Source organism: Streptomyces noursei, from assembly GCF_001646665.1.
Classification (GTDB): Bacteria; Actinomycetota; Actinomycetes; order Streptomycetales; family Streptomycetaceae; genus Streptomyces; species Streptomyces lavendulocolor.
The window spans coordinates 1-16,294 of the sequence record NZ_LWBU01000270.1 but is presented as its reverse complement, the minus strand read 5'-3'; the positions used below and the strand labels follow the sequence as shown (position 1 = coordinate 16,294).

Annotated in this window: 8 protein-coding genes and 4 pseudogenes; 5 read left to right on the top strand and 7 right to left on the bottom strand. The window is 70.9% G+C overall.

The annotated features are described in order from the left end of the window. Window positions 1-140 precede the first annotated feature (140 nt). The 4 genes and pseudogenes from A4V12_RS18295 (at window position 141) to A4V12_RS18285 (ending at window position 7,447) form a co-directional block, all read left to right on the top strand. Window positions 141-3,317, top strand: a complete 3,177-nt coding sequence (locus A4V12_RS18295) for a putative bifunctional diguanylate cyclase/phosphodiesterase (RefSeq protein ID WP_064070433.1) — start codon at window positions 141-143, stop codon at window positions 3,315-3,317. Window positions 3,318-3,389: 72 nt separating this feature from the next. Continuing rightward, window positions 3,390-3,530, top strand: a pseudogene (locus tag A4V12_RS39795) (MbtH family NRPS accessory protein); the annotation flags it as partial. 27 nt (window positions 3,531-3,557) lie between these two features. Then, window positions 3,558-6,659 (top strand): non-ribosomal peptide synthetase, encoded by a 3,102-nt coding sequence (locus A4V12_RS18290; protein ID WP_234372224.1) that lies wholly within the window; start codon window positions 3,558-3,560, stop codon window positions 6,657-6,659. After that, entirely contained in the window at window positions 6,656-7,447 is a 792-nt protein-coding gene (locus A4V12_RS18285; RefSeq protein ID WP_234372223.1) for a leucyl/phenylalanyl-tRNA--protein transferase, read from the top strand. The genes A4V12_RS18290 and A4V12_RS18285 overlap by 4 nt, the downstream gene beginning before the upstream one ends. 949 nt (window positions 7,448-8,396) lie before the next feature. Here the strand turns inward: A4V12_RS18285 and A4V12_RS18280 are convergent. The 3 genes and pseudogenes from A4V12_RS18280 to A4V12_RS18275 all read right to left on the bottom strand — a co-directional run bounded on the left by A4V12_RS18280 (window position 8,397) and on the right by A4V12_RS18275 (window position 9,502). Beyond that, window positions 8,397-8,840 (bottom strand): annotated as a pseudogene (locus A4V12_RS18280) (hypothetical protein). A gap of 11 nt (window positions 8,841-8,851) precedes the next feature. Next, window positions 8,852-9,104 (bottom strand): annotated as a pseudogene (locus tag A4V12_RS35200) (GGDEF domain-containing protein); the annotation flags it as partial. 92 nt (window positions 9,105-9,196) lie between these two features. Then, window positions 9,197-9,502 (bottom strand): hypothetical protein, encoded by a 306-nt coding sequence (locus tag A4V12_RS18275; RefSeq protein WP_064070484.1) that lies wholly within the window; start codon window positions 9,500-9,502, stop codon window positions 9,197-9,199. Between the two features lie 1,227 nt (window positions 9,503-10,729). Between A4V12_RS18275 and A4V12_RS18260 the strand changes: the two genes are divergently transcribed. Continuing rightward, entirely contained in the window at window positions 10,730-11,386 is a 657-nt protein-coding gene (locus A4V12_RS18260) for a TMEM175 family protein (protein WP_423564602.1), read from the top strand. A gap of 122 nt (window positions 11,387-11,508) precedes the next feature. Here the strand turns inward: A4V12_RS18260 and A4V12_RS39790 are convergent. From A4V12_RS39790 to A4V12_RS18245, 4 genes and pseudogenes are all read right to left on the bottom strand, one after another. After that, window positions 11,509-11,742 (bottom strand): annotated as a pseudogene (locus tag A4V12_RS39790) (RRQRL motif-containing zinc-binding protein); the annotation flags it as partial. A gap of 432 nt (window positions 11,743-12,174) precedes the next feature. After that, the gene (locus tag A4V12_RS38065; RefSeq protein ID WP_199831315.1) at window positions 12,175-12,420 is read right to left on the bottom strand and encodes a hypothetical protein; all 246 of its coding nucleotides are present in this window, start codon (window positions 12,418-12,420) and stop codon (window positions 12,175-12,177) included. A 21-nt stretch (window positions 12,421-12,441) separates the two neighbouring features. Next, window positions 12,442-12,825 carry a hypothetical protein gene (locus A4V12_RS18250; protein WP_064070429.1) on the bottom strand — a complete coding sequence of 128 codons (384 nt, stop codon included), beginning with the start codon at window positions 12,823-12,825 and terminating at the stop codon, window positions 12,442-12,444. A 91-nt stretch (window positions 12,826-12,916) separates the two neighbouring features. Continuing rightward, window positions 12,917-16,171 (bottom strand): ALF repeat-containing protein, encoded by a 3,255-nt coding sequence (locus tag A4V12_RS18245; protein WP_064070428.1) that lies wholly within the window; start codon window positions 16,169-16,171, stop codon window positions 12,917-12,919. Between the last annotated feature and the right edge of the window lie 123 nt (window positions 16,172-16,294).

The window sequence follows — 16,294 nt, the reverse complement described above, 5'->3', positions numbered from 1 at the left end:
GTTGACCAGGGCTGAGACCGGCCGGAGAATTCTCCCCGTTCAGCCGTCAGCCCGACTCCTCGGGATGACAGCTGACGTCCGGTGCCGTTCACCCAGCCCGGTCCACCCGACAACTGGCCCTGCCAGGAGGTGGGTTTGGGGTGAACCAGCGACCGCGAAGCCAGGCCGCGACGGTCGCCGTGAGCGTATGCGTCGTCGTGCTGATCGCGCTCTACTACATATTTCCGGAACAGCGGCTGATCTTCGTAGTGATCGGAGCGATCGGCGTCATCGGTATTGGCCTGGGCGTCTATTTCAACCGCCCGGCACATCGACTTCCCTGGCTGCTGCTCGCCGCTGGGAATCTCGCCTTTGCCGCGGGCCAAGCCACCCAGATCGTCCTCATCGAGACGCACGCCGGACAGTTGCCGTTTCCGTCGATCCATGACGGCTTCTATCTCGCGGCATATCCGCTCTATGCGGCCGGGCTGCTGGGCTTCGTCCATTGGCGCACGGGGTGGCGCGACCGGGCGAGCCTCGTCGACGCGCTGACGCTGACGGTCGGTCTGGCACTGCTGGTGTGGCTCTATCTCATCGAGCCCTACTCCCAGGTCCCGGGTCTCACCTGGGTACAGAAGGCGTTCTCCATCGCCTATCCGCTCGGCGACATCCTCGTCCTGGCGATGCTGCTGCGCCTGCTCGCCGGCCGGGGCGGCAAGAGCCTCTCGCTCCTCCTGCTCACCACGGGCACCCTCGCCCTGCTCGTGGCGGACGTGGCATACGGCCTCATACAACTGCATGGGACCTGGCGCACCGGCACCGCGGTCGATCTCGGCTGGGCCGTCCTGTACGGCGCCTGGGCGGCCGCCGCGCTCCATCCGTCGATGCGGTCGCTGACCCAGCCGGTGACATGGCACGGCGAGACCGGCATGAGCCGGCTGAGCCTGCTCACCGTCGCGTCGCTGATCGCGCCGGCCATCCTCCTGACGGAGGCGGTACGCGGGGCGAACGCCGACGTCGGTGTCATCGGGGTGTTCTCCGCGGTGCTCTTCGTCCTCGTGCTGTACCGCCTGTCGGGCGTGGCGGCGACCCACCGGCGGGCAGTGGGGCGGGAGAAGGTGCTGCGCAAGGCGGTGTCGTCGCTGGGCGGGGCGGGCGATCTGCGGGATGTGGCCACTGCCGTCCTCTCCGCGGTGGCGGAGCTGATGCCGCACGGCCCGCCGCGTTCCGCGCTGCTCACCGTGCCGGACAACACGCTCTGGGTGGACCGGACGCACGGCGGCGTACGAGGCCCCCTGACCGCGCCGGTGACCGCAACGGTCCGGGAACTGATGGCGTCGGACGGGACCCGCCTGGTGACGATCGACGGTGTGGGGCCCGAGCTCACCTCTTACCTCACGGGCCGGGCCGGGGAGCCGACCCGCACCGGCCATGCGCTGGTCTGCCCGCTCACCTCGCAGGATCACCCGTCGGGCGATCCGCTGATCGGGGCACTGATCGTGGCCGGGGACGAGCGGAAGCTGCTTGTGCTCCGCGAAACGCTGGCGACCCTCGCCGCGCAGGGGGCACTCGCCGTGACGCGGGTCGCCCTCGCCCAGGAGGTCAACCGGCGCAACAGCGAGATGTACTTCCGCACACTGGTGCAGAACGCCTCCGACGTCATTCTGATCCTCGACGACGACCGGGTCCGTTACGCCAGCCCGTCCGCCGACCAGATGCTCGGCGTCGACCACCTCGAGGGGGCCCACATCGTCGATCTGGTGCCCCCGCAGGACAGCCGCGCGGTGGCCGAGACGCTTGCGCGGATACGGAGCCACGAGTACCAGACCAGGAGCGAGCACTGGCGCATGGTCCGCGCCGACCGGGCGACCATCGAGGTCGAGGTGAGGTGGAGCGACCTGCGCAAGGAGGCCACCGTCGGCGGGGTGGTGCTCACCCTGCGGGACGTGACCGAACAGCGCAAGCTCGAACGCGAACTCACCCACCAGGCGTTCCATGACTCGCTCACCGGCCTGGCCAACCGCGTGCTCTTCGAGGAGCGGGTCAACCACGCCCTCGTGCAGGCCCAGCGCGACGGCACGGTGGTGGGCGTGCTCTTCCTCGACGTGGACGACTTCAAAGTCGTCAACGACATACACGGCCACGGTGTGGGCGACGAACTCCTCGTCGCGCTGTCGCTCCGGCTGCAGACCGCTGTCCGTGCCTCCGACACCGCCGCGCGCATCGGCGGCGACGAGTTCGCCCTGCTGGTGGAGGGCTCCGCCACGCCGACGGGCGTGGAGCGGTTCACCGAACACGTGATGTCCGTGTTCGCGGAACCGTTCCGGCTCAGTGTGGGGCCGTTGAGCACGTACGCCAGCATCGGCGTCGCGACGACGGAGGACAGCGTCGACTCGGTCGAACTGCTGACGCATGCCGATCTCGCGCTGTACGCGGCGAAGACGGCGGGCAAGCGCCAGTGGCGCCGCTACCACCCGGATCTGCAGCGCGGCATGGCTGAACGTGCCAGGTTGCAGGAAGGGCTGGACAGTTCGCCGATCGAGAGTTCCTTCATGGTGCTTTACCAGCCCATCGTGGAGTTGGCCAGCGGGCGGATCGCCGGCTTCGAGGCACTCGTTCGCTGGCCCCACTCCACGCAGGGCATGGTGCTACCGGAACAGTTCATCACGCTCGCCGAGGAGAGCGGGCAGATCGTTCCGCTCGGAGCGTGGGTGCTCGACCAGGCCGCGGCCGAGGCGGTCCGGTGGGAGAACTCCGTGCTGCGCGAGAGAACGGCCGACCACAGCGCTCCCTACGTCAGCGTGAACGTGTCTCCGCGTCAGTTCCGGGACGAGGGTTTCTACCACGTGATCCGGCGCGCTCTGGAGCTTTCCGGTGTCGAACCGTCGTCCGTCGTACTGGAGCTGACCGAAAATGTGCTGATGTACAACGATGAACGGATTCTGGCCGAGATGAGTTCGCTCACCGACCTCGGTATCCGTATCGCGATCGACGACTTCGGAACGGGCTACTCGTCGCTGAGCTATCTGCGGGAGTTTCCGATCTCGATACTCAAGATCGACAAGTCGTTCGTCGACGAACTCGGGCGCTCGCCCGAGCAGTACGCCCTGGTCGAGGGCATCACGCATCTCGCAGACACGCTCGGCCTCACTGTGATCGCCGAAGGAGTGGAGGACGTGAGGCAGCAGGAGTCGCTGATCTCCATGGGCTGCCCGTTCGGCCAGGGGTACCTCTTCGCCGAGCCGGTCAGTGCCGAGGAGGCGGAGCACCTCGTCCTCGCCCCACCGCTCGGCCAACTGGCCGGACTGCGCGGAATATCCGCGCATAGGAAGCCGTGATCGTGGCGGCCCTCTCCCGCGAGTGGCGCAGGTCGTGGTCCGCAACACTCTGCGCGAGGCAGGAGACCCAAGGTGACGGAACGTGACCGACCTCCGACAGAGCCGGCTGCGCTGTGTGTCGTAGTGCGCAACGCCGAGGAACAGTACGCGATCTGGCCCGCCGGTCGCCGGCCTCCGGCCGGGTGGCGTCAGGTCGGCGGGCCGGAGTCCGCCGGGTGGTGCGCGGGTCTGGTCGACCGCTTGTGGACCGACATGCGGCCCGCGAGCGCCCACGCCGGGCGGCGGCCCCCGGAGCCCTGGCCGAGCAGTGTGCCCGAGCTGATCCGGGAGCGGGCGCGACGTGAGCCGTCCGCTCTCGCGGTTCTCTCGGACGAGGGCCGGCTCAGCTACGCCGAGCTGACCGGCCGTGCCGACCGGTTTGCCCGCCGACTGCGGGAGTCGGGCGTCGACGCGGAGTCCGTCGTCACCGTGTGCCTCGACCGTGTGCCCGAGCTGGCCGTCGCGCTGCTGGCGGTGCTGAGCTCCGGCGGCGCGTTCCTGCCCCTCGACCCCGCGACACCGCGGCAACGGATGGCCGGACTGGTCGGGGAGACCGGTTCACGTCTCATCGTCTCCAACCGCGAGCACGCCCTGAAGTTCGCCGGGTGCGAGGCGCGCATCCTCCACGCCGGGGAACCGGCCCCGCCGGCCCCGGAACCGGCCCCGGAACCGGGCCCCCGGCCGGACGACCTGGCCTACGTGATCTACACCTCCGGATCCACCGGACCTCCCAAGGGAGTGATGATCAGCCACCGGTCGCTGGCCCACTCCCTCACCGCGGTGGCCAGGGCCTACGAACTCGCGCCCGGCGACCGGGTGCTGCACGCCGCGGCACTCGGCTTCGACACCTCGGTGGAGCAGATCTTCGCCACGCTGATCAGCGGCGCGACACTCGTCCTCGCGGGAACACATACGTGGGCGCCCACCGATTTGCTGCACCGTCTCCCGGAGCACGGGATCACCGTCGCCGATCTGACGCCCGCCTACTGGCATCGGATCGTCTCCGCCCCGGACCACGACGACGCCCTCGCATCGCTGAGGCTCGCCATCGTCGGCGGCGAGATCGTCCATGCGAAGGCCTGTCGCGCCATCCTGCACCGGATCCCCGGCGCCCGGCTCGTCAACGCCTACGGGCTCTCCGAAACCACCATCACCTCCACGCTCTGCGACCTGAACGAGGAGTTGCTCGCGGCGCCGGACACCGCCTTCGCACCGGTCGGCAGACCTCTGGAGGGGACTCGCGTCCACGTACTCGACGCCGAACTGAACCGGGTGCCGCCGGGCGAGCGCGGCGAGATCTACATCGGCGGTCCGGGGTTGGCGCGCGGTGTCTGGCGCCAGCCTTCCCTGACCGCACAGCAGTTCCTCCCCGACCCGCATGGCTCGGCGCCCGGCGACCGGATGTACCGCACCGGGGATCTGGGCCGTCGGCGCTCGGACGGCAACCTGGAAGTGCTCGGCCGGGTCGACGACCAGATGAAGATCCGCGGCTTCCGGGTCGACCCGGCCGAGGTCGAGGCCGCGCTCGGCTCCCACCCGGAGATCGGCCAGGCGATGGTGGTGGCCCGGACACGCAGCAGCGGCGACCGGGACCTCGTCGCCTACGTCATGCCGACCTCGCCGTCGGCCGGCGGCGAGGCGGTGCTGTACGCACGGCTGCGGTCGGCACTCGCCGAGGTCCTGCCGGGCTACATGATCCCGGCGGCCTTCCACGCGGTGGAGCGACTGCCCCTCACGCCAGGAGGAAAGCTCGACCGCAAGGCCGTGCCGGAACTCGTGACCGCGGCGCGGACGGCCAGGGCCGACGACCGTCCGGTGCCGCAGGGGATGGCCCAGTTGTGGAGCCAGATCCTGGATGTCGACCACGTCCGTCCGCACGACGACTTCTTCGAGCTGGGCGGCAACTCCCTGCTGGCCATGGAGATGCTCGCCCGGACCCGCGTCGTATTCGGCATCGGCATCACACAGATCCGCGACCTGACCCGCTCACTGCTGCGGTATCCGACGCTCGCCGCGTTCGCCGAGTCCGTGCGGAAGGCACGTGCCGGGACGCTGGCCCACCCGGACGGCGGGAGCGTCGACTTCACCGCCGAGACCGACCGGAGCTTTCCGGAAGTAGGTCGTGGCGCACCGGCTCCGGACCCCCGGCGCCCCGGCGACGTCCTCCTCACCGGGGCGACGGGGTTCTGCGGGGCGTACATGATCGACGAACTACTGCGCAGGACGACGGGACGGGTCCTGTGCCTGGTCCGGGCCTCCGACGAACAGCACGGCCTGGAACGGATCCGCGCGAGTCACCAGCGGCACGTCCTCGGCGACCTGTCCAGCGATCGTGTCCAGCCGGTCGTCGGCGACCTGGGCAAGCCCGGGCTGGGGCTGTCACCCAGCCGGTTCGAGGAGCTCGGATCGACCATCGACGCCGTGTACCACTTCGGTGGACACGTCAACTTCATCTACCCGTACCACGAGTTGCGCGCGGCCAATGTCGACGGAACATTCGAGATCATCCGCCTCGCCGCCGGCCGTGCCGTACCCGTCCACTTCACCTCCAGCATGGCGGTGCTCGCCGGATTCGGCCCCGCAGGGGTGCGCGAGGTGACGGAGAGCACCCCGTTGCGCTTCCCCGAATACCTGTCGGTGGGATACGTGGAGACCAAGTGGGTGGGCGAGGCGCTGCTGCGGCAGGCGTCCGACGCGGGCCTGCCGGTCACCGTCTACCGCCTGATGGACGTCACGGGCAGCAGTGGAACCGGCGTGATGAACACCAGCAGCGAGATGGCCGCCCTCATCGACTTCATCGCGCGGACCGGGCTGTGCCCGGCCATCCGGCTGCCGCTGGACTTCCTGCCGGCCGACCAGCTCGCCCGCGCCGTCGGACACATCTCCACCCGCTGCCCCGCCCGCGGCAAGGTCTACCACCTCACCAACCCCCGGCCCACCTTGTTGAGTTCGCTCGCCGAGCGTCTTCGCCGACGGGGTTACCCGGTCCAGGAGATCCCGTACGCCGAGTGGATCGCCGCTCTGGTGAAGTACGCGGCCGGGCACCCCACCGACCCGATCACCCCGTTCGTCCCGCTCTTCGTCGACCGGTGCGCGCACGCCGACATCACCGTGAGCGAAATGTACTTCCAGGGCGTTTTCACAGAGTTCACCCGCGACAACGCCGAGCGGGCCCTGGCGGACAGCGCGATCGACATTCCGCCGGTGGACGCGCAGATGATGGACCGCCACATCGACTTTCTTCAACGGTCCGGCGCCGTCCGTCCGGTGAGGAGCCAAGGACGGGAAGCGGCACGGTGGTGAGCCGATGCCCGAGCTGGGAGGCGCTCGACGTGCTGGACGCGGCCCCCGACGGTCCGGTGGCCTTCTGTGCCGACCTCAGTCCCGCCGGCCTCCTGGCTGCGTACCGCGCCGGGGTCTATCCGTTCCCGGCATCCGACGACTACGCCCGCGCCCTCAACGAGGTGGTCTACGCCGACCAGGTCGACGAGGGCCGCATTCCGCTCGTGGGGGAGGAATCAGCGGATCACTACGCCGCCTCCTGGTGGTCGCCCGATCCCAGGCCGGTGCTGCCCGTCCCGGCCGCGCACATCAGCCGCAGCCTCGCCCGGCGGCTGCGCGGTCGGCCGGCGTGGTCGACCAGCCTGAACCAGAGGTTCGAGCAGGTCGTCCGCGAATGCCGTGCCGACCGCGTCCCGTTGTGGCTCACCGACGAGCTGATCGCAAGCTTGGTACGCCTGCACGAGCTGGGCCATGCTCACAGCGTCGAGGTGTGGGAGGACGGCGATCTGGTCGGCGGCGTCTTCGGTCTTCAGGTCGGATCGGTCTTCAGCATGGACTCGATGTTCTTTCACCGTCCCGGTGCCTCGAAGGCCGCGGTCGCCGACCTCGCGGCGCGCTTCGGACAGGCTGGCGGCCTGCTGCTCGACGCCCAGCGGGACAGCCCGCACGTCCGCGGCCTGGGCGCCCTTCTCATACCTCGAGAGCAGTACGTGCGACACCTCCGCCGCACCGCGTGCGACAGCCTCCCGATGATGCCTGCCGCCACATTGCCCGCCTGCCGTCTCACCGGGCCGGCGGGATCGCGATGAGCGCGGTCGCCGTACTGCTCGCCCGGCCGATCAACGGACTCGAGATCCACCGTGCCACCGCGGCCACCCGCACCGAACGACGAAGCACCCGACCGCGCTGCGGGTCGGCGTCGAAAATCACGCAGTAGTCGCCGTGCCGGTCCATGACCATCTCCCGCAGGACCGGGGGCGAGCGCAGTGTCCAGGACCTCCACGGCGTCGACGGTGAACCGGGCGGGCTCACCGGGCGCCAGAGGCTGAACCAGGCTGCCGGTGACGCGCAGCAGGTCGCCGACTGGATGCCGTTCAGCAGCTCGTGCGTGATGCGGGGGTCTCCGCTCGTTGCAAGTAACGACCCCAGTCGGGGGCGTCCCCGTCGAGCGTGCCGATGTCGGCGGGCCGGACGACGAGGTCGAAGGGTGCCGCGCGAGCCGGGGGCGGGGATCGCGTCGCCCCGGCCGTCGATGGCGCAGTGCTTGGTCCATCAACTAGCCTCCGCCCCGGTTCCCGGTGAGGCAAGGGGAGCGGGGTCGGGGGGTGTACTGCGCGAGCACGAGGAGCTCGCGGTTGCGCTGGCGCTGTGCATCGGTGAACGGCCGGGGCTTCACGCCGTGGCGATGCCACAGCGGGGAGGCGGGCGGCTCGGGGCAGGGGAGGCGTGGTCGACGTCGCGGTTGCTACTCATGAGGGGCCTTCTGCTGGAGGGGTCAGGCATGGTCGTCGTGCGCCGGCGCCCGCGCCGGGCGTCGGAGGCGAACCGGCCGAGGCGCGCCTCGGTGGGATTCGCGGCGATCCAGCTTTCGGCGCACGTGCTGGCTCCCCGTAGTGGGAGCGCAGAGGCGTGGGCTTGTCGCACACGGCGAGAGGTGAGACTGCCAGCCGTCGAAGAGCCGGCTGTCACGCCATTCGAGGAGATCGCCGGGAGCCGGGACCAAGCCCGGCTCGAACAGCGGCTTGCCTCGTTTGCGGGTCACGGCCGCAGGCGGGGCAACTGCTGGAGCACCTGCGTGACCAAGTCCGGCGACGGCCGCCACGGGCCGAGCTGCCCCCGCTCGATCGGGATGGGCAGCGCGAGCTCCTGAACGTCGTCGAGGAGCAGGTGCCAGACGCCGGTCTGCGCCCAAGGGGAACAGGGCGGCGAGCCGTCGGGGCCCTGGTGGGAGCCGGTGATACGGGCCACGCCGAGCACGGCGCCGGTCACCAGGTCGCGGCCCCGGATCGTACGCGACCAGCGGCTCGCGCAGGGCAGCCCGGTCGATCTGCTTGGCCGCGTGCAGCAGTACCCAGCCCGGTCGCCATGACGGCTGGGGCCGGTTCTCCACGGTCTTCTCCCCGGTCAGCATCAGGCGGCCCAGGGCTGCCTGATGCTGATGTACCGGATCCAGCCGCTTTCGGGCACGGTGGGCTGGCTCATGCTGCTCGCCCTCAGCTCGCCGTGCCGGGGCGCCCGGCACGGCGGCCGTTGACAGACGGCACCGTGGTGTGCACGGCGGTGGCGAGGACGGCGTGGCCGGAGTGCTTGCCGTCGTACAGGGCGGCGTCGGCGGCCCTCTGCAGCGCGGCGTGGGGCGGGCAGGTCCAGGGCGACGGCGAACTCATCGCCGCCGAGCCTGCCGACCGCAGCGCGCGGACCCGCCCAGGCCGTGAGCCGGGCCGCGATCGACGCGAGGACGGAGTCCACTGGCGATCGTCTCGTAGGGATGGGTAAGGCCCTGGGGCGGGCGGTCGGTTTGGACGCCTGGACGCCTGGACGCCTGTCCCGGGGCGTGGCTACAGCTCGAAGTCGCCGTCGTCGGCGCGGGTCCGGCTGGACGGGTCGTTCCAACGGCCGGCGGTCGCCGCTTTCCAGTCGAGCTCCCAGCCGGGACGGTAACCGCGCGCCGTCCAGCCGCCCGCCCGCCTGCCGGGGACCTCGAGGCCGGCCTGCCGTGCGGCGGCGGCCTGGTCGTAGACCTCGTGGGCTATCCGTACGGCGGCGCTGCGGCTTTCGGCGTGGCCGGTGAAGACGTGCACACGGCGCAGGCCGGCGGTGTTCCTTGTCGGGACGTCGACCTCGTAGAGGGGGAGCAGGGTCATGGCGTCCATCTCCTTTCGTTCTTCGAAGCGGTGAGGGACCACGGCGACCGCCCCGGCCTCCGTCGAACGGGGGCCGGGGCGGCACGGAGGCCCGTCACCGGCTACGGCACGGACGGCTCCGCGGTGGGGACCTCGTAGACGTCGATGACGTCCTCGCCGCTGGACCAGGTGCCAGGGGCGTGCCGGATGTGGACGATGCGCAGCGGGAAGCCGTCGCGGGCGGCGACGTCGTACTCGTGGACCAGGTCTTCTTGATTGCCGAGTGGACGGCCGGTGCCACGGACCGGGCGGGCATCAGGGATGGGAACGGCAGCAGGCGGGCGCCGTTGACGGTGGTGTATTGCAGGGCCTGGCGTGGCTCGAGGCGGGCGGCGTTCATCGCGCCGTGCTCGCGCAGGGCCTGGAAGTGGGAGTCGTAGTACGCCTTCGCGGCGGCGGACATGGCCATGAGCGGGTCTCCTTCGGCGTGCCGGTTCGGATCAGAAGTCGAGCTGGATCGCGATGGGGTGGCGGCGGTCGCCGTAGTCGCGGCGTTGTGGACGGTGCGGCGGTGCGCGGCGAACGCGGCATCGCAGACCTGGTGGGCGCGGGTCAGGCCCTCGGTCACCGAGGCGGCCATGCCGGTGAAGACGTGCACGTGTGACTGAGCGCCACAGTTGGTTCTGGCCGCGCTTCCGTGACGAGTACGCCGGAAGGGTGACCGCGTCCAGGCCGACGAGCCACCATTCAAACCACTTGAGCAGCGGGAAGCGCCATGTCGAAAGCAGACGGGGCGAACACCACGACGGGCCTTCGCTGAAGCGCGGTCAGAGCGCTTGAGTTCGGCCCGGGAACGCTCGATCTGACCGCAGTTGGATCGACCGTGGTGGAAGGCTGGGGCGTCTCGATGCCTGGGCCGACTCGCCGAAGGGCTGATTCTGGGTGAAGCCCTTTCGCTTTCAGCACGGCCAAGGCGCATGGGAGGGATGGCACTCACTGCTCCACGCGTACGTCACCGTGGACCTCTCCCGGAACCCGGAGCTCGCCGACCTCGTCCAGGGCATACGCGCCGCCACCGTCGGCGACGGGGCGCCTTCGGCACCACGGTGGTCTGGCTTGCAGGAACCGTCCGTTCCGCGTCACAGTCCCGTGATGGGCCCGGTTACGGGACGAGGCCCTGCGGCGGAGGCAGCCCTCGGGTACGTGTAGATCAAGACATTTCGGGATGTTCAACCCTATGGTGGCGTGGTGAACGGTTACCAGCGAGCGCGCGACGACGAGGGGAGCGCGGCCCGGGTCCTCGCGCTGTCGGACGGCGTCTTCGCCATCGCGATGACGCTGCTGGCACTGGACATCAGACTGCCCGCCGGGCTGGACTCGGCCGGTTTCGAAGGGGCGCTGGGGGAGGTCGTGCCCAACCTGTGGGCGTACGTCCTCAGCTTTGTGGTCATCGCAGCCTTCTGGCAGGGCCACCATCAGGTCTTCCGGTACGTGCGGGAGGTGGACGGGACCGTCATCAAGCTCGGGCTGATCAGCCTGGGGCTCATCGCCCTGATGCCTTTCCCCACCACCCTGCTGGCCGAGTACGGGGACGAGTCGCAGTCGGTGGCCGTCTATTCCGGCGCCGTCGCGGCCATCGGGGCCGTACAGCTCTCTCTGACGGTCGTGGTGTGGAAGCGCCCGTGGCTGAGCAGCACGGCGATGTCCGATCCGGTGGCGCGCAATGACGTGCTCGACCTGGGGTCGATGGTGCTGGTCTTCGCCGTTGCCGTTCCGCTCGCCTTCGTCTCTCCGACGGGCGCGGAGCTGTGGTGGGCGTTGCTGGTCCCGGTGAAGGTGGTGCTGGGCCGGCGGGGCAAGCGCCTGCGCGCGGCCACCCAGGGGTACCGCACCTCGGGCGGTTGAGGCATCCGGGCAGGCCCCCAAGGTCTTGAGCGGGAGGCAGTGGAAACAGCGCCGGCGGCAGGGGCGGGACATGTCTGGCGAGCAGCCATCGCCTTGTCGGGCGCGGCCTCTTTCGCGAGCGTGATCGCGAACTTCGGCTTCGCCAAGTCGATCCGGTACAGCCATGCGAAGCGCTTGCCGCAGCGGCATTCGATCCGGGCGACGGGCCCCTGGCCGCCGGGGCGCAGCCCCATTTCAGGCAGCTGGCGACGGGTCGCGAGCCCGGCGCCGGCCTGCCGCCACCGGTAGGCCGGGAGGGAACCGTCGCCGGGGTCGTGTGGGTCGACGTCGACCAGGTCCTGGTCCTGATCGTCCATCACCTGCTCCAGGCGCCGGGGCGCCGGGCGGGGCGCTGCGGGTAGCGGGGGCCGGGACGCTGCGGGCGGGGCCGGCCGATCCGGCGGCGCGGGCGGGGAAGGAGCACGAGCGGTCTCCTCCAGTCGTCGGGCGACTGTTCTTGAGTTAGCTCAGGAATGGTGACGAGATCCCGACCGATCGCAAGATCGGGCGGGATCTTCGTCGTTTCGGGGATCGTGCGATGCCTGTTCGGGGTGGTGGATGGCGGCGTATCGGGTCCGGCAGGTTGCTCGGCAGGTGCCTGGCCGTTGCCGAGGCATGCGAGCCGGCCCCGGTCACCCGGGCTGGCGATCGTGATGTGTGGCTGTGACGCTGCTCGATCAGAGGTTGGCCGGCGGATGCCGCCCCATGTTGACCGGTGCGGGGACGTAGGGCCGGTCGCGACCTGCCACTCAGCCTGTGTCCATCGACCTCCAAGCAGCGGTGACGCGCCCCTCCGCCCAGTGCCACCAGCCCTCCGCCGCGCCGTGTTCCAGGAGCTTGAGGATCCGCGACAAATCTGCCTCCGGGGGACATCCAGCGCCACCATCCCGGTACCGCTCGATGCCCTCGCCCGTCGTGCCGAGTTTGGGGAAGATCTCCGGAACGCTCTGCCGGGCAGCAGCCGAGCTGCGAGCCAGGTCTCGAGGCTCCCTCATGGGGGCGGAAACGACGCGGGCTCAGCCGCGCATGTACCAGAAGGCCAGGCCGAGGAAGACGGGGAGGGTGAACGCCACCTGGAGGGCCCACGGGGTCGCCGTTCCGTCCTCGGGCAGGCTCGGGTTCTCCGCCCGGTCGGCCATGTAGGAGCGAAGCGCCCTCCTGTGGCCCAACATGCCCGTGATGATGCCCAGGTTGATCGCGCAGTAACAGGGAAGCATCCGGGTGAGGGGCCATCCGGTGACCGCGCTGAAAGCCGTCAACGCGAGAAATGTCGCCACCGGACCACAGGAAACGAAGATCTTCTGTCCTCGGGTGACCATGCCCGGGAACAGCACCGCGAGCTGGAGCGCCGCGGTGCCTGCTGCGAAGACCCACCACAGCGGGGAGGCTCTGTCTATCACCGATGCTCTTTCCGTCTGAGGGCGGATGAGGCGTGCTGTCCCGGACGGGCGGCGAGGGACTCCCTCGCCGCCCGTCCGGTCGAGCGTCCTATCACCTCGTGAACCAGCCTACGAGGGTCGACGCCGCGTTGTTGATGCCGCTGACCGCGGCCTTACCGGTGTTGGTGACCGCCATGGAAGCCGCGAGACTTCCCACACCACCGAGACCGATGCTCAGGGCCATGCCGCCGACACCGGTGATGAACTCCTTGCTCTTCCAGCCGTAGGCCTTGCCGTTGTAGAGGGTACTGATGCCGGCGAACACCAGCGACGCCCCGGCCAGACCCGCCGCAAGCGGCTGCAGGCCCGGAACGAAGGCCACGGCGATCGCCGCCCCGCCCAGGCCCGCACTGATCGTCGCCATCTGCGTGGCCGTCCTGGCGGCGGAGGCCTTCTCCTCCGCCTCGGTCGGGCCCATGACGATGCTGTCGTTGGCCGGCGTGTCGGCCGGGTCGACGTTGTTCGCCTCGTTCTGACGAGCCGACTCGGCCGCCTTCGCGGCCTCGACGGTGATCTCGTCCCTGCGCTTCTGCTCGGCGACCTGCTGGGCCTCGTTCCGCGCGGCCCTGGCCTCGTCGGCGCTCTTGCCGGCGGCGAGCTGGGCGGCGTGCGCGAGATCGGCGGAGGCCCGGGCACTGGCGGCCGAGGCCACCGCGTCGCGGGCCGACTGGGCTGCCTGGTTGGCCGAGTAGTTGGCCTGACGGCTCGCGCTACGCGCGGACGCCGCCGCCGACGCCGCGGTGTTCGCCGATATCTGCGCCTCCGCGGCGGACTTGTCGGCGGCCCTGGACGAGGCGGCCGCCTGGTCCGCGAACGAGCGCGCGTCCTGTGCCGACTTGGACGCCTTCGTCGCCCACATCACGGCTTCCTCGCCCGCCTTGCGGGCCAGGGCGGCCGCCTGGGAAGCCTCCGCGGCGTCCTGGTAGGCGGTCGCGGCGATGCGCGCCGCCGCGCTGATCTGCGCGCTGATGGACTCCACGTGGGTCGCGGTGTCCCGGTCCGCCTCCTGAGCCTTGTAGTAGGCGTAGTCGACGAACTGCTGCACCATCCACTGCGGGCCCTCGAGGGCGGCCTGAGCCGCGGCCTCCACATTGGGCCCGGCATCCTTCAGCGCGGCCAGGGTCGCCGCGCGGTCGTCCTCGGTCTTCGCGATGGAGTGGTCGACGAGCAGGAACTTGTGCAGAGCCTGGATGCTGCCGTTGTCCAGCGCGGCGTTGGCGGCCGCGGTCACCGCCTTGCCGGCGCCGTTCAGGGACTTCAGCACGGCCGCGCGGTAGTCGTCCGCCTGCACGTCCCTGGCGCCGTTGACCAGGAAGTTGGTCACGGCTTGCGGGTCGTCGCTCTCCAGGGTCCGCTGCGCGGCCTCCGAGAGGACGACCCTGTTGAGCTTGGCCAGCGTGAGGACCTTCTCCCGGTCGTCGAGCTGCGCCGCGTGGGTGTACCCCTCCTTCGCCCAGCCGACCACGCCCTCGTCGTCGGTGGTCAGTGCCTCCTGCGCCGCCTGGCGCGTCCAGACTCCCGAGGAGTCCATCAGGTTGAGCGCGGCCTTGCGGCCGAGGGAGGCGGCCTTGGCCGCGTCGGGCTCGGTGCTCGCCCGGTTCAGCAGGTCCTTGGTCTCCAGGGTGGTCGACTGCTCCTGGGCCTGGTTCTTCTGGGTCAGGGCGAGGTACCGGCTCTCCTCGGCCTTGAACTTCTTGGCCACCTCGATGGCCAGCGCGCGCTCCTCGGCGAGCTGGGCGGCCTCGGTGTCGCGGGCGAGCTGGGCGATCCTCTTGGCCTGCTCCACCGCTCGGCCGGCGTCCTCGGCGGCCGCGATGGCCGCGTTGGCGTTCGCCGTGGCCTTGTTGGCCCAGTCCACCGCCTGTCCGGCGTGGGCGGCCGCGTCCTCGGCGGCCGCCGCGGCGGCGTCGGCGTGCACGGCGGCACTGCTGGCGGCGGCTCCCGCCGCCCGTGCCTCGGTCGCGGCGCGGGCGGCGAGCTTCCCCGCCCGGTCGGCCGCGAGCGTCGCGGTGTTGGCGGCGGACCGGGCGAGGTTCGCGGCCTGCCTGGCGCGATCGGCCTGCGCCTGGGAGACGCCGGAGGCCGCGGCGGCGTCGGCCGCCGCCTCGGCGGAGGCGGCCGCGTTCTGCCCGGCGCGCGCCGCGGCCTCGCTCGACTGCTGGGCCGAGACACCCGCGTCGGCGGCCGCCTGGGCGGCGTCCGCCGCCCTGCGGGCCATCTTCGCCGTGTCACGGGCCGTCTTGGCGGCCTCGCTGGCGGCGCCGGCCTGGGAGGCGTCCTGGGACGCCGCGGAGGCGGCGTCGCGGGCGCGGACCGAGGCCTTCGACGCGGCAGCCGCAGCGCCGGCCGCGGCCTGGGCGGCGGAGGCCGCCGTCTTTGCGGCGGAGATCGCCGTCCGGGAGGCCGAGATCGCCGTCCGGGCCGCGTCGGCGGCGCCCTGCGCCGCGTCGGCCGCGCGTCCGGCGGCGCGTGACGCCTTGACGGAGTCGGACTGTGCCTGGGCGCTCTCCGCGGCCGCCTTCAGGGCTGCCTTCTTGGCCTCGGCGGATGCTGCCTCGGCTCGCTCGGAGGCGTCCTTGGCCGCCTGCGTGGCCTCACGGGCCCGGCGCCCCGCGCTCTCGGCCTGCTCCACCAGCTGGCCGATCGTCAGCGATTCCTGATCGCGCGCCCGGGCCAGGTACTGGTCCTTCTCCAGCAGCCGGCTGATGTCGGCCGCGGTTCCGTCGAGGGCCCGGTTGACGGCCTGGGTCAGGTTCGGCCCGGCGTCGTTGAGCATGGTGAAGGCCGCGGCGCGTTCGTCCTCCTCGCGGGCCTTGTGCTGGCCCGTCTTGAGGAAGGCTTCGAGGACCGTGGGGGAGCCGTCGTCGAGCGCCTTGTTGGCCTCGCGGGTGATCGCCTTCCCGCCGGTCCCCAGGATGTTGAGCACCGCGGCCCTGCGGTCGTCGTTCAGGGGCTTCTTGTAGCCCTCCGTCACGAAGGCGTGCAGTTCGACGTCCGAACCGGAGAGCGCGCGCTGGACCGCCGCCCGTACGCCCGGGCCGGCGTAGTTGAGCATCGCCAGGACGGCGACGCGTTCGTCCTCGGTGCGGGCGCGGACCAGGCCCGTGTCGAGAAAGGCCTTGAGGTTCTCGTCGCCGCCGACGAGCGCGGCCTCCGCTTCCGCGCGTACCGCGCGGCCGCCGAGGTGCCAGGCGTCGAGGACCTGTGCGCGCGCGTCCGCGGGCAGGCCCACTTCGGCCGCGGCGGCGGATTCGGCCCATGCCGAGCCGAGAAGGCTCAGCGTCAGGCCCAGGGCGAGCCCTGACATGCCGGTACCGCGTCGCCGTCTCGAGCGACTTCTGTCAGTCATGCGGAACAACTCCACGTGGTCTCAATTGGGTGCCGTGAATGAGTGGTTCGGGGGTGTGCCGGGGTTACTTGGCTGCGACGA

Bases quoted from the DNA above. Each gene is read 5' to 3' on its own strand.
- A4V12_RS38065 (WP_199831315.1), bottom strand. From the start codon at position 12,420: ATGAGGGAGCCTCGAGACCTGGCTCGCAGCTCGGCTGCTGCCCGGCAG.
- A4V12_RS18245 (WP_064070428.1), bottom strand. From the start codon at position 16,171: ATGTCAGGGCTCGCCCTGGGCCTGACGCTGAGCCTTCTCGGCTCGGCA.
- A4V12_RS18275 (WP_064070484.1), bottom strand. From the start codon at position 9,502: ATGACCCTGCTCCCCCTCTACGAGGTCGACGTCCCGACAAGGAACACC.